Source organism: Pseudomonas sp. GM18 (genome assembly GCF_000282195.1).
Lineage (GTDB): Bacteria > Pseudomonadota > Gammaproteobacteria > Pseudomonadales > Pseudomonadaceae > Aquipseudomonas.
This window is the reverse complement of sequence record NZ_AKJT01000011.1, coordinates 1-14,016: the sequence shown is the minus strand read 5'-3', so window position 1 is coordinate 14,016 and position 14,016 is coordinate 1. Positions and strand designations below refer to the sequence as shown.

Genomic DNA, 14,016 nt, shown 5'->3' with positions numbered 1-14,016 from the left:
TTGTTTTGAAGCCGAACGGGGGTTGATTCAGGTCAGCCCCCGTTCAGGAACCCTATGTTAAGAAGTGCTTTATTGCACAATCCTTAACACTGAATGTTGAGTAATGCGGGTTTTTCCCGAGGCCGGTAGTGTTTATCATGGCCGACTGCCACGTCGGGTAGATGGCGTTGTGCGGAGTTTCCTATTCTCAAGGAGTCGTAGATGAGCTTTTCCTTTGTCGCGAAGGCGTCGGTGTTGCTGCTGTTCTTCGGCAGCACGCTCTATGTGCATTTGCGTGGCAAGGCGCGTTTGCCGGTCCTGCGTCAGTTCGTCAATCACTCGGCCCTGTTCGCGCCCTATAACGCCTTGATGTACCTGTTCTCTGGTGTGCCGTCCAAGCCCTATCTGGATCGCAGCAAGTTTCCGGAGCTCGACGTGCTCAGGGACAACTGGGAAGTTATCCGCGACGAAGCCATGCACCTGTTCGACGAGGGTTACATTCGCGCCGCCGAAAAGAACAACGACGCCGGTTTCGGTTCGTTCTTCAAAAAGGGCTGGAAGCGTTTTTACCTCAAGTGGTACGACAAACCGCTGCCGTCGGCCGAAGCCCTGTGCCCGAAAACCGTGGCCTTGGTCAGCGGTATCCCGAATGTCAAAGGTGCCATGTTTGCGCTGCTGCCCGGTGGCAGTCACCTCAACCCGCATCGTGACCCGTTCGCCGGCTCCCTGCGCTATCACTTGGGGTTGTCGACGCCGAACTCCGACGATTGCCGCATCTTCGTCGACGGTCAGGTCTACGCCTGGCGTGACGGCGAAGACGTGATGTTCGATGAAACCTACGTGCACTGGGTCAAGAACGAAACCGAACAAACCCGGGTCATCCTGTTCTGCGACATCGAACGCCCCTTGAGCAACCGCCTGATGACCCGTATCAACCGCTGGATCAGCGGCTGGCTGGGGCGTGCTACTGCGCCGCAGAACCTTGACGATGAGCGCGTTGGCGGGATCAACCAGGCCTATGCCTGGAGCAAGAGCTTCAGCGACAAATTCAGCGGTGTGGTCAAACAGTGGAAGCGTCGCAACCCTAAAGCCTATCGCGTGCTGCGTCCGGTGCTGGCGGTGGTGGTATTGACGTTGTTGGGTTATTGGTTGATTGGTTGAGGCCGACCATGGAATGAAAAAAACCGCTCCTTGGGAGCGGTTTTTTTATGCGCGCTTGTTCGGTTTGCTGGACTCTTCCGTCAAGTCATTGCAATCCATGTCACGCGCTGGTTATAGTCGGCGCTCGGTGGTTTTCTGAGCCACCGTTCCACCCATCAAAAAAGATCAGCCCATGCCAGCTCCCCTTATCAACGCGGTAGTCGATTCAGCGGTCAACGCTGGCGTCGTGCCGTGTGGGAATCAGCAGCCTGCGCAGATCAGTCATTACCCTCCACCAGTCAGTAGCACGCCGGTGTGCGTCGTCGTATCACCGCCGGGCGTTGGCTTCTCGGGCTGATCAGCTTTTTCCGCTGCTCCCCCTGTGCCCGTCTGAAAAAAACGACTGAATTTCAGCTTCGGCTGAGTTGGCTTTTTGCCTGACTACAGGTGGTATTCATGTTTGTCCTTTCGAAAAAGTCCGCGCTTGCGGCGGCGTCCACGTGCCTGTTCGTTCTGCTGTGGAGCAGCGGGGCGATTTTCTCCAAATGGGGGCTGGCCCACGCGTCACCCTTTGCCTTTTTGCTGGTTCGCTTCGCCATCGCCTTGTGCGGGTTGGCGCTGCTGGTGCCGTTGCTCAAGCTGAAACTGCCCAAGGGCGGCAAGCCGATGTTGTATGCAATGGCCACGGGCGTGGTGTTGCTGGGGGCTTATCAGATTTTCTATCTGCTGGCCCTCGACCTGAATGTCACGCCAGGCGTGATGGCAACCATCATGGGCGTTCAACCGATTCTCACCGTGGTGTTGATGGAACGTCAGCGTTCCTGGAGTCGAATGTTCGGTCTGGCGCTGGGCTTGGCCGGGTTGATCATGGTGGTCTATCAGGGCATCGGGCTGGCCGGCATGTCGTTGGTCGGGATGCTCTGCGGTCTGTTGGCACTGGCGAGCATGACGTTCGGTTCGATCATGCAGAAACGCATCACCGACAATCCCCTCGGCACACTGCCGGTGCAGTACCTGGCCGGGTTGTTGTTGTGCGGGGTGTTTGTGCCGTTCCAGCCGTTTCACGTCGAACACAGCACAGGGTTCATTGTGCCGGTGTTGTGGATGGGGTTGGTGGTCTCGGTGCTGGCGACGCTGCTGCTGTATCGGCTGATCGCCCGGGGCAATCTGGTGAATGTCACCAGCCTGTTTTACCTGGTGCCGGCAGTGACTGCGGTGATGGATTACCTGATATTCGGCAACCGACTGGCGGCGTTAAGCCTGCTGGGCATGGGGCTGATCATCGTCGGTCTGGTGTTTGTGTTCCGTAAACAGACTTGATTCTGTGATGAGTGCGAGCCGCCGTCGGTCATACCGACGGCTTCACGCGTTGACCACCTGATTGCGCCCAGCCTGTTTGGCACTATAACTGGCCTGGTCGGCACGGCGCAGCAGCTCGTCAGCGGCGATGTCCGTGTTCCAGGTGGCGACACCGAAACTGGCGGTGACGCGCCCGGCGACTGCTATTTCATGGCCAGCGAGGGACTGGCACAACACGTTGGCCAACTGTTCGGCATTTTCTTGTGAGGTGAACGGGCAAAGGATCGCCAGTTCTTCTCCACCGATCCGGCAAAAGACGTCGCTGGCGCGCAAGCGTTGGCGGATCAGTGCGCAGGTTTCCTTCAACACCGCGTCACCCACATCATGGCCGAACCGGTCATTGATGGACTTGAAGTGATCGAGGTCGAACATGATCAATGAAAAACCGGCGGCGTAACGTTTGCCGGTGTCCACCAAGTGTTCCAGAGCACTCATGAAATGACGACGGTTGTAGATACCGGTCAACTCGTCGGTAATGGCCTGGGTACGCAGTTTTTCCTCGCGGTCCTTAAGCTCGGTGATGTCACTGAACGAGCCATACCATACGCAGCTCTGGTCGGGCTGGCGCTCGGCGTAGGATTCCCCGCGCAGCCAACGCACGCCCTTGACCGGCAGTATTACGCGAAAATCGCACATCCAGCCTTCGGCGGTTTCCATCGACTTTGCGGTTACTGCCCGGATCATTGGCAGGTCCTCGGGATGCAGTCGCTGGAACAGTGGATTACCGGCGAAATTGACACCAACCACCGCGTCGGCCTTGAGCTCGAAAACGTTTTCGACGCTGCGGCTGCAAAATGAAAAGAAACCGTCGCCAGGCCCCAGTAGGTGGTACTGGTAGAGCACGTTTGGAATGTGTTGGGTCAGTAACGTCAACAGGGCTTTGCTTTCTTTGATCCGGTTTAGCAGCTCGATGCGTTCGCTGACATCGATGATCACGCTGATGTGTTCGACCTGGCCGCTATTGGCGTCGGAGAACCGGGCGTGGCGCAGTTCACCGGTGAACCGGCTGCCGTCCTTGCGCCGATAACTCCATTCCGTGGCTTTGCTCGATCCGTTGTCATCGATGCAGAGCTGGCCGATCAGTTGTTTGTCGGTCAATGACTGGAGCTCCGGGTGAGCAAGGCGACGCGCATCGATCTCTTCCTGCACATGGAGCTTCTCGACGTTATTGCGCCCCAGCATTTCTTCGCGGCTGAAACCGAACAAAACCTGGGCGCCCTCGCTGAACACCTGTATTCGCCCTTGAGGATCGGTGGTGATGACGGCCACTTGGGTCGCGGCATTGATCAAGTTGGTGATACGCGCGTTCAAGAAGCTGATCTGGTTTTTCTGTGCGATCAGTTCCTCGAGTTGGGTCACTGATTGTTTCTGACGAATCCGCGTGGAAACGCAGAGCGCGCCGAGCAACAGGGTTTCGACGATCAGTGCCAGTTCTGCATAACGGTGGATCGAAGCCGGATCGGGAAACCAGAGCAGCAGGAGGACGGTGCCAAGGCTCAAGGTCAGACACACTGACAGTCCGATCAAAAACCGCTTGCCTTTGAGGTGACTGATGGATGGGGTTATCCAGGAATTCATTTATACCTCGGGAGGATCTGAGACGCAGTTTGCGTGCTTGCCCCGAAAGGTTCAGTGGTGCCAACGCTGTCGGCGGATTATCTACACAGCGCCTCACTGATAGCTAGATGCCGCCCCCGGTAACATGACGATCAGCGGCTATATTTTGGCTTGCCGTACCTTCTACCGCGCAACCACCTCAATCGGCTTCACCACCGCCGGTTTCAACACCAGCCACAACGCCGCCGCAATCAATACTCCGCCATAGAGGTGCGCCATCGACAGCGGCTCATCCAGCAACAGTGCGCCCCACAATACCCCGAACGGTGGAATCATGAAGGTCACGGTCATCGACTTCACCGGGCCGATCGAGCTGAGCAAACGGAAATAAACGATGTAGGCAAACGCGGTGCAGCCCAAGCCCAATCCCAGCAACGACAACCAGACACTCCAGCCGCCCCAGCTCGCCGGTGGTTGGCTGATCACGCTGTAGCCGAACAGCGGCAGCAAAAACAAGGTTGCGCCGAGCATGCTGCCCAGGGCCGAAAGACGACTGTCGAGGCCGCCGGCCTGGTCGAGCCAGCGTCGGGCGAGGAACCCGGCAAAGCCATAGCAGGTGGTGGCCATCAGGCACGCCAGTGCGCCCATCAGCAGTTCCATGTCGAACGCCACCGGACCTGCGCGGGTGAGGATGCCGACGCCGAATAGCCCGAGAAACACCCCGCAGACCTTTGCCCCGGTGAGTTTTTCACTGAAGAACAACCCGCCGATCAACACGCCCATCAAAGGTGTGGTGGCGTTGAAAATCGCCGAGTAACCGGCCGGCAGCACTTGCGCGGCCACGGAATAGAGCGTCGCCGGAACCCCGGAGTTGATCACTCCGAGCAGCATCACCGTCTTGAGTTTGCCTTTGAAATCCCAACTGATACGCATCAGTCCGACGATCACCAGCAGCCCGACAGCGGCAATCGACACACGGAAAAAGGCAGTGGGGATTGTGCCAATCACTGGGGCGATAATGCGCATGAACAAGAAGCTCGCACCCCAGATAGCCGCCAACGACAGCAAACGAAAAATATCGACAGGGCTCACGGTGCACTCCTCTTGATGGGGACGAGAGTGTTGCCGAGTGCCTGATCGATGGCAACCGAAAAACGAGCATTGAATTCGCAGGTCGCGACAGCGCGGGTCTGGCTCGAAAATTAGGCTTTTCCTGCACCCGGTTCACTGGCTAAGCTCAGGCTTCCGGAATATCCGCAGAGGTTTCACCATGCCGCAGCAATGGCCAGCCGCCGACATCGCCCGAATGATCCTCGATGGCTTTGACGATTACCGCGAGCATTTCCGTCAGATCACCGACGGCGCCCGAGGCCGCTTCGAGCAAGCCCAGTGGCAGGCAACACAAGTCGCGTCGGCGGCGCGGATCAACCTCTATGAAGAAAAAGTCGGCGAAACGGTCGGGCGCTTGCATGAGTCGTTCGCAACCGATGTGCTGATGGACGTCAGCAGCTGGCCGCTGGTCAAAAGCGCCTACATCAGCCTGATCGACCTGCGCTTCGACGATGAGCTGTCCGAGACCTGGTACAACTCGATTTTCTGCGGGCTGTTCAGCCACGACCTGATCAGCGACGGCTGCATGTTCATCCACACCACACGGCCGAGCCTGCACCGCGCCCGGGCGGCGCAAACTCGCACCTACAAGCCGCAGGGGCAGTTGTCCGGCATGCTCACGAGCATCTTTGCTGACTACCGCTTCAGCGAGGATTACGCCAACTTGCCCGGCGACCTGCGTCGCCTCGAAGCGCAACTGCGCGAGAACCTGCCGGACTGGGTCTGCAAGGACCCGGAACTGAGTGTCGAGCTGTTTTCCTCGGTGCTTTACCGCAACAAGGGTGCCTATCTGGTAGGGCGAATCTACACCCAGGACGAGCAGTGGCCGCTGGTGATTCCGCTGCTGCACCGCGAAGGCCGGGGCATCCAGATCGATGCGTTGATCACCGACGAGGCGGAGGTGTCGATCATCTTCTCCTTCACCCGTTCGTACTTCATGGTCGATGTGCCGGTGCCGGCGGAATTCATCGGCTTTCTCAAACGAATCCTGCCGGGCAAACACATCGCCGAGTTGTACACCTCGATCGGCTTCTACAAGCATGGCAAGTCCGAGTTCTACCGGGCGCTGATCAATCACCTGGCCAACACCGACGACCAGTTCATCATGGCCCCCGGCGTTCGCGGGATGGTCATGAGCGTGTTTACCCTGCCGGGCTTCAACACCGTATTCAAGATCATCAAGGACCGCTTCTCGCCGTCGAAAAACGTCGACCGTGCCACGGTGATCGAAAAGTATCGCCTGGTGAAAAGCGTCGACCGGGTCGGGCGCATGGCCGACACCCAGGAGTTCGCCGACTTCCGTTTCCCGTTGAGCAAGTTCGAGCCGGCATGCCTGGAAGAATTGCTTGAAGTGGCGCCGTCCACGGTGTCGGTGGAGGACGATACGGTGCTGATCCGTCACTGCTGGACCGAGCGCCGGATGACGCCGTTGAACCTTTATCTGGAGCACGCCAACGAAGCACAGGTGCGCGAGGCGCTGGAAGATTATGGTCTGGCGATCAAGCAGCTGGCGGCGGCGAACATTTTCCCCGGCGACATGCTGCTGAAAAACTTTGGCGTCACCCGTCACGGTCGCGTGGTGTTTTATGACTACGACGAAATTTGCTTCCTGACCGAAGCCAACTTCCGCCACATCCCGCAACCGCGCACGCCGGAAGACGAAATGGCCTCCGAACCGTGGTACTCGATCGGGCCACTGGATGTGTTCCCCGAGGAGTTTCCACCGTTTCTGTTTGCCGATTCGGCGCAGCGAAAGTTGTTCGATCAGTTGCACGGCGAGCTGTACAACGCCGATTACTGGAAGGGGCTGCAGGAAGCGATTCGGGCGGGGAAGGTGATTGATGTGTTTCCGTATCGGCGCAAGGGCCTGGATAACGAATAGCCCACACCCGACACTGATCGTTCCCACGCTCCGCGTGGGAATGCCTCCCCGGACGCTCCGCGTCCGCTCTTGGGACGCAGAGCGTCCCTTGCTGCATTCCCACGCAGAGCGTGGGAACGATCACAGCAGTGCGCAAATCTGCGACAATCCGCCTCCTGCGCCACTAGACGACTTTTGCGTACCTGATGACTGACGAATCGCCTTCCATCGACAAACTGCTGAAAAACCTCGATCACGCCATGCTCGCCGACCGCCACCGGCTGCGGCGGCAGTTGCTTGAGCTGCGCAAGAAACCTGACGAGGCCAAGCTGGCCCAGTGGGTGACGCGCACGCAGGCGTCCTGTGATCAGGTGCTGGCGCGCAAAGCCAGCCTGCCGGTGATTCGTTACGACGACAGCCTGCCGATCGCCGCCAAGCGCGACGAAATCAAAGCGGCGCTGCTAAAACATCAGGTGCTGATCATTGCCGGCGAAACCGGTTCGGGTAAAACTACCCAGTTACCGAAGATCTGCCTGGAAATCGGTCGCGGCCAGCACGGCCTGATCGGCCACACCCAGCCACGCCGAATCGCTGCGCGCAGCGTGGCGAGCCGGGTCGCCGAAGAGCTGGCGACGCCGTTGGGCGCGCTGGTCGGCTATCAGGTGCGGTTCGAGGATCAGAGCGATGCCAACACCCTGATCAAACTGATGACCGACGGCATTCTGCTGGCGGAAACCCAGAACGACCGCTACCTCGAACGCTACGACACGATCATCGTCGACGAAGCCCACGAACGCAGCCTGAACATCGACTTCCTGCTCGGTTACCTGAAAACCCTGCTGCCCCGTCGTCCGGACCTGAAAGTCATCATCACCTCGGCCACCATCGACCTGGAGCGCTTTTCCAAGCACTTCGACGATGCGCCGATTGTCGAAGTCTCCGGCCGTACGTTCCCGGTCGAGACCTGGTATCGCCCGCTGACCCTGGAGCAAGACGAGGAGGGCAACCGTGTCGAGGATGACCTGACCGTGGATCAGGCGATTCTCGCGACCCTCGACGAAATTGCCGCGTTCGAACGCAGTGAGCGCAAGAGCCCCGGCGATGTGCTGGTGTTCCTGCCCGGCGAGCGCGAGATTCGCGACGCGGCGGACATGCTGCGCAAGGCCCAGCTCAAACACACCGAAATTCTGCCGCTGTACGCACGGCTGTCACCGGCCGAGCAGCAGCGGATTTTCCAGTCGCACCCGGGGCGTAGGGTCGTACTGGCGACCAACGTCGCGGAAACCTCGTTGACGGTGCCGGGCATTCGTTACGTGATCGACAGCGGCACCGCGCGCATCAGTCGCTACAGCTACCGCGCCAAGGTCCAGCGCCTGCCCATCGAAGCGATTTCCCAGGCCAGTGCCAACCAGCGTAAAGGTCGCTGCGGGCGGGTCGAGCCGGGGATTTGCGTGCGCTTGTACAGCGAAGAAGATTTCATCGGTCGGCCGGAATTCACCGACCCGGAGATCCTGCGGACCAACCTCGCGGCGGTGATTCTGCAGATGCTCCATCTGCGCCTCGGCGAGATCACTGATTTCCCGTTTATCGAACCGCCGGATGGCAAGGCCATCAGCGACGGTTTCAACCTGCTGCAAGAACTCTCGGCGGTGGACCGCAACAGTCAGCTGACCCCGCTCGGGCGGCAGCTGGCGCGGCTGCCAGTGGACCCGCGCATGGGCCGCATGTTGCTGGAAGCGGCCAAACTCGGCAGCTTGCAGGAAGTGCTGATTGTCGCCAGTGCGATGTCGATCCAGGACCCGCGCGAGCGTCCGCCGGAGCGTCAGCAAGCCGCCGATCAGGCCCACGCCCAATGGAAGGACGTGGACTCGGATTTCGCCGGGCTGGTCAATCTGTGGCGGGGTTTTGAAGAACAGCGCCAGGCCCTGACGGCCAGTCCGCTGCGCAACTGGTGCCGCAAGAATTTCCTCAATTACCTGCGCCTGCGCGAGTGGCGCGACTCCCATCGCCAGTTGAGCCTGATCTGCCGCGACATGCAGCTGAGCCTCAACAAAGAGCCGGCGGATTACCCGAAGCTGCACAAAGCCGTGCTGTCGGGTTTGCTCAGCCAGATCGGCCAGAAAACCGAAGACGGCGACTATCTTGGTGCCCGTCAGCGGCGTTTCTGGATTCATCCGTCGTCGGGCCTGGGCAAGAAGCGCCCGCAATGGCTGATGACCGCCGAACTGGTGGAAACCACCAAGCTTTACGCGCGGATGGTCGCCAAGATCGATGCCGACTGGATCGAGCCGCTGGCCGGGCACCTGATCAAGAAAAACCACTTCGAACCCCATTGGGAGAAGAGGCGTGGACAGGTCGTGGCCTTCGAGCAAATCACCCTGTTCGGGCTGATCGTGGTCGGACGTCGGCCGGTGCATTACGGGCCGGTCGACCCGGTGGTGTCCCGCGAATTGTTTATCCGCGAAGCCTTGGTGCGCGGCGAGATTCAATCCAAAGCCAAGTGCCTGACGGCCAACAAGCAACTGCTGGAGCAGCTCGACGAGCTGGAAGCCAAGGCGCGTCGCCGGGACATTCTGGCTGACGAAGAAACCCTGTTCGCCTTCTACGATGCGCGCCTGCCGGCGGAGATCCACCAGACCGCGACCTTCGACAGTTGGTACCGGATCAACAGCCAGAAAGACCCGCAATTGCTGATCATGCGCGAAGAAGACGTGCTGGCCCGCGAAGCCAGTGAAGTCACCGCCGCGCATTACCCGGACACCCTGCACATCGGCGACCTGGAACTGGCGCTGAGTTATCACTTCGAACCCAACCATCCGCGTGACGGCGTAACCTTGCGCGTGCCGGCACCGCTGTTGCCGATGCTGCCGCCGGAACGTCTGGAATGGCTGGTGCCGGGCGTGATCGAGGCCAAGTGCATTGCGCTGGTGCGCAACCTGCCCAAGGCCCTGCGCAAGAATTTCGTGCCGGTGCCGGATTTCGTCAAAGCCGCGATGCAGCGTATGACCTTTGGCGAGGGCTCGTTGTCCCAGGCGCTGGGCCGCGAGTTGCTGCGCATGACCGGGGCGCGGGTCAGCGATGAGGCGTGGGCCGAAGCGTCGCAGCAGGTCGAAAGCCATTTGCGGATGAACCTGGAAATCGTCGATGGTCAGGGCAAGTTCCTCGGCGAAGGGCGTGATCTGGCGGAGTTGACCGCACGCTTTGCCGAGGCCAGCCAGGCCGCCTTGGCGGTGCCGCAAACCGCGAAGAGTCAGCAACCGGTGGAGGCGAAAGTCTTTGCCGCCGTCGCCGAGAAAACCCAACAGAAGATCGCCGGGCTGTCGATGACTGTGTATCCGGCGCTGGTGGAAGAGGCCGGGACGGTCAAGGAAGGGCGTTTCTCGACCCCGGCCGAAGCCGAGTTCCAGCATCGCCGGGCCCTGCAACGTTTGCTGATGCAGCAATTGGCAGAGCCGGCGAAGTTTTTGCGCGGCAAGTTGCCGGGGCTGACCGAACTGGGCCTGATGTACCGCGAACTGGGGCGCATCGACAGTTTGGTGGAAGACATTCTGCTGGCCAGCCTCGATAGTTGCATTCTCGACGGTGAAGACCCGTTGCCACGCGATGGCGCCGCACTGGCGTCCCTGGCCGAGCGCAAACGTGGCGCCTGGACCGAGCACGCCGAGCGTCTGGCCAGGCTGACACTGGAGATTCTCAAGCACTGGCACGGCCTGCAAAAACGCTTCAAGGGCAAGATCGATCTGGCGCAAGCCGTGGCCTTGAATGACATCAAGCAGCAGCTCAGCCATCTGGTGTATCCGGGGTTCGTACGCGAAACGCCGATGCCGTGGCTCAAGGAGCTGCCGCGTTACCTCAAGGCCGTCGAGCAACGTTTTGAAAAACTCGGCGCTCAGGTGCAGAAGGATCGGGTCTGGAGCGGCGAACTGTCCGGTCTGTGGACGCAATACCAGACCCGCGCCAACAAACACGCCCAGGAAGGCAAACGCGATCCGCAGCTGGAGCTTTATCGCTGGTGGCTGGAGGAATACCGGGTTTCGCTGTTTGCACAGCAATTGGGGACCAAGGTGCCGATCTCCGACAAGCGCTTGAGCAAGCAATGGAGCCAGGTCGAGGCTTAGCAAAAAGGGGCCAAAAGCCAGCGTTTATGGCAAACTTCGCGCCTATAAACGCCGGCCCCGCGGTTTTGAGCCTCCATGGGCCTGGGCGGATCGGAATAAAGCGATGCCAGGTTTGCGTCCGGAACCTGGAATAGACCCTTTGTGTGTTGGTACGTCGGTGCCAGCGCTTTCTGCCTGAACAAATTAGAGAAACGACCATGCATAACGTCGTCATCAGCGGCACCGGCCTGTACACCCCGGCCAACAGCATCTCCAACGAAGAGCTGGTGCAGTCTTTCAATGCTTACGTCGCGCAGTTCAACGCCGACAACGCCGAGGCTATTGAGCGCGGCGAAATCCAGGCATTGACCGAGTCCAGCGCAGCGTTTATCGAAAAAGCCTCCGGCATCAAAAGCCGCTTTGTCATGGACAAGGACGGCATCCTCGACCCGCAGCGCATGGCGCCACGCTTGCCCGAGCGCTCCAACGACGAGTGGTCGGTGCTGTGCCAGATGGCGATCGGTGCGGCCGAGCAAGCCTTGCAGCGCGCCGGCAAGACCGCCGCTGACATCGACGGTGTGATCGTCGCCTGCTCCAACCTGCAACGCGCCTACCCGGCCATCGCCATCGAAGTTCAGGAAGCGCTGGGTATCCAGGGTTTCGGTTACGACATGAACGTGGCGTGCTCCTCGGCAACCTTCGGCATCCAGGCCGCCGCCAACAGTGTGCAACTGGGCCAGGCCCGGGCGATCCTGATGGTTAACCCTGAAGTCTGCACCGGTCACCTGAACTTCCGTGACCGCGACAGCCACTTCATCTTCGGCGACGCCGCCACTGCGGTGATCATCGAGCGCGCCGATCTGGCGACCTCCAAGTATCAGTTCGACGTGGTCAGCACCAAACTGCTGACCAAGTTCTCCAACAACATCCGCAACAACTTCGGCTTCCTCAACCGCGCCGCGGAAGAGGGCATTGGTGCCCCCGACAAGCTGTTCGTCCAGGAAGGCCGCAAGGTGTTCCGCGACGTCTGCCCAATGGTCGCCGAGCTGATCGCCACCCACCTGGAAGAAAACCAGCTCAACGTCAGCGACGTGAAGCGTTTCTGGCTGCACCAGGCCAACCTCAGCATGAACCACCTGATCGTCAAGAAGCTGCTGGGCCGCGAAGCCACCGAAGCAGAAGCCCCGGTGATTCTCGACACCTACGCCAACACCAGCTCCGCCGGTTCGGTGATTTCGTTCCACAAGAATCAGGACGATCTGGTCAGTGGTTCGCTGGCCGTACTCAGCTCGTTCGGCGCCGGTTATTCGATTGGCAGCGTGATTCTGCGCAAGCGCTGATGCTTGCATGGTGAGGGCTTGCCCTAATGCCAGTCAGTTGAGCCGTAATGCAATCTGTAGCAGCTGCCGAAGGCTGCGTTCGGCTGCGTAGCAGCCGTAAAATCAGACACTGCGGTACGTCAGGCAGACCGCGTTAGCCAGATCACGACTGCTTCGCAGCCGAACGCAGCCTTCGGCAGCTGCTACAAGAGGTGCGGGGGCAAGCCCCCTCGCCACAATATCGGTAGTTCTGAAACGAGGTTTGCATGGCTGCTGACGACACCCTGTTGCTCGAACGTCTGCTGGCGGGCGAGCAGAAGGCTTTCAAGGAACTGGTCAGTACTTACCAGAGCGCCATGCGTGCGGTGGCTTATGCAATCGTCGGCAACCGGCATGCCGACGAAGTGGTGCAGGACGCATGGCTGTCAGTGGTGCGCAATCTCGGCGGGTTCGAGGGGCGTTCGAGCCTCAAGACCTGGCTGTTGACCATCACCGCCAACTCGGCCAAGAGTCGCTACAAGCAAAACCGCCGGGAAGTGTTGCTCGATGACCTGCCGTCGCCTCACGGTACGATCGATGACGATCGTTTCTCATCGAGCGATGGTCATTGGCTGGTGGCGCCGTTCGCCTGGCATCAGGACACGCCAGAGGCGCTGTTGACCGAAAACGAACTGCGCGAATGCCTGGAACACACGTTGCTCAGCCTGTCGGAGCTGCAAAGCAGTGTGTTGCTGTTGCGCGAGCGTCAGGGGCTAGAGTTGGAGGAGATCTGTAATCTTCTGGAAATCTCGCTCTCCAATGTTCGTGTGCTGCTGCATCGGGCACGGTTGAAGGTCTTTGCGACCGTAGAACATTTTGAGGAAACCGGCGAATGCTGACCTGTAAGGAACAAGTGGCGCGGTCCAGCGATTATCTCGATGGCCAGTTGAGTTTTCGCGAGCGTCTGATGATGCGGCATCACTTGATGTTTTGCCCCAATTGTCGGCGATTCATTCGGCAGATGCGGTTGATGCAGGCGACCTTGCGGGTGATGCCCCAGAAGCCGGTCGAGGATGTGGAGGCACTGGCCGAGCGGCTGGCGGCGCAGCGGCGTAAAGATCGTTCCTGACGGAAAACACAGGCCGGCGCGGGTGAAACGAACGGATGATGGGGATCGTTGCCCCGCGCCAGACTGTTGAACCTCTTCAAACGACACGACCGGATGTGAACCGCATCGTTTGAAGTGTGTTGCTTTGTTGCTTAGAACTTCGCTTCCGCGTCCAGTTGCAGCGTGTTGGTGTTGGCATCGCGCTGGGTACGGCTGGAGAAGTCGGCTTTAGTCAGGAAGTAAGTGGCACCGAGGGCGAAGTTCTTGTCGATGTCGTAACCGACTTTGAACTTGTGACCGCGAGAGCCGGTGGTGCCGTTGGCGAAGTCCGAGTCGGTGAAGGCGCCGACCACGGCGTTACGCTGCACGTCGCGGTAGTTGTAGTCGAGGTTGAGGCCGAAGACTTTCGACTTGGCACCGACCAGCCAGGCAGTGTCCTGATCGGTCACGGCATCGTTGTTCTTCACATATTGGCCGTAGAACGACAGTGGCATCGGCAGGGCGCCG

10 protein-coding genes are annotated in these 14,016 nt (G+C 59.7%); 7 read left to right on the top strand and 3 right to left on the bottom strand.

What is annotated here, in order from left to right:
• The first annotated feature begins 201 nt into the window (after positions 1-201).
• Both PMI21_RS25010 and PMI21_RS25015 read left to right on the top strand, forming a co-directional pair.
• Positions 202-1,140, top strand: a complete 939-nt coding sequence (locus PMI21_RS25010; protein WP_007934096.1) for an aspartyl/asparaginyl beta-hydroxylase domain-containing protein — start codon at positions 202-204, stop codon at positions 1,138-1,140.
• Between the two features lie 435 nt (positions 1,141-1,575).
• Entirely contained in the window at positions 1,576-2,439 is an 864-nt protein-coding gene (locus tag PMI21_RS25015; protein ID WP_007934094.1) for a DMT family transporter, read from the top strand.
• 42 nt (positions 2,440-2,481) lie between these two features.
• Here the strand turns inward: PMI21_RS25015 and PMI21_RS25020 are convergent, their stop codons facing one another.
• Positions 2,482-4,056: a sensor domain-containing diguanylate cyclase gene (locus PMI21_RS25020; RefSeq protein ID WP_007934092.1), complete on the bottom strand. Its 1,575-nt coding sequence runs from the start codon at positions 4,054-4,056 to the stop codon at positions 2,482-2,484.
• A 162-nt stretch (positions 4,057-4,218) separates the two neighbouring features.
• Positions 4,219-5,127, bottom strand: a complete 909-nt coding sequence (locus tag PMI21_RS25025; protein WP_007934090.1) for a DMT family transporter — start codon at positions 5,125-5,127, stop codon at positions 4,219-4,221.
• Positions 5,128-5,305: 178 nt separating this feature from the next.
• On the opposite strand from PMI21_RS25025, the gene aceK reads away from it, so the two are divergent.
• The 5 genes from aceK to PMI21_RS25050 all read left to right on the top strand — a co-directional run bounded on the left by aceK (position 5,306) and on the right by PMI21_RS25050 (position 13,530).
• Positions 5,306-7,027, top strand: a complete 1,722-nt coding sequence (gene aceK / locus PMI21_RS25030) for a bifunctional isocitrate dehydrogenase kinase/phosphatase (RefSeq protein ID WP_007934088.1) — start codon at positions 5,306-5,308, stop codon at positions 7,025-7,027.
• Positions 7,028-7,212: 185 nt separating this feature from the next.
• On the top strand, positions 7,213-11,124 hold the full coding sequence (gene hrpA / locus PMI21_RS25035) for an ATP-dependent RNA helicase HrpA (RefSeq protein WP_007934085.1): 3,912 nt from the start codon (positions 7,213-7,215) through the stop codon (positions 11,122-11,124).
• 197 nt (positions 11,125-11,321) lie between these two features.
• Positions 11,322-12,443, top strand: a complete 1,122-nt coding sequence (locus PMI21_RS25040; protein WP_007934084.1) for a beta-ketoacyl-ACP synthase III — start codon at positions 11,322-11,324, stop codon at positions 12,441-12,443.
• Between the two features lie 245 nt (positions 12,444-12,688).
• A complete protein-coding gene (locus tag PMI21_RS25045; RefSeq protein WP_007934082.1) occupies positions 12,689-13,300 on the top strand; it encodes an RNA polymerase sigma factor in 612 nt (203 codons plus the stop codon).
• A complete protein-coding gene (locus tag PMI21_RS25050) occupies positions 13,294-13,530 on the top strand; it encodes an anti-sigma factor family protein (RefSeq protein ID WP_007934080.1) in 237 nt (78 codons plus the stop codon). The genes PMI21_RS25045 and PMI21_RS25050 overlap by 7 nt, the downstream gene beginning before the upstream one ends.
• Before the next feature lie 131 nt (positions 13,531-13,661).
• Here PMI21_RS25050 and PMI21_RS25055 read toward each other — a convergent pair.
• On the bottom strand, positions 13,662-14,016 hold a 355-nt coding region (locus PMI21_RS25055), incomplete at its 5' end, for a putative porin (protein WP_007934078.1).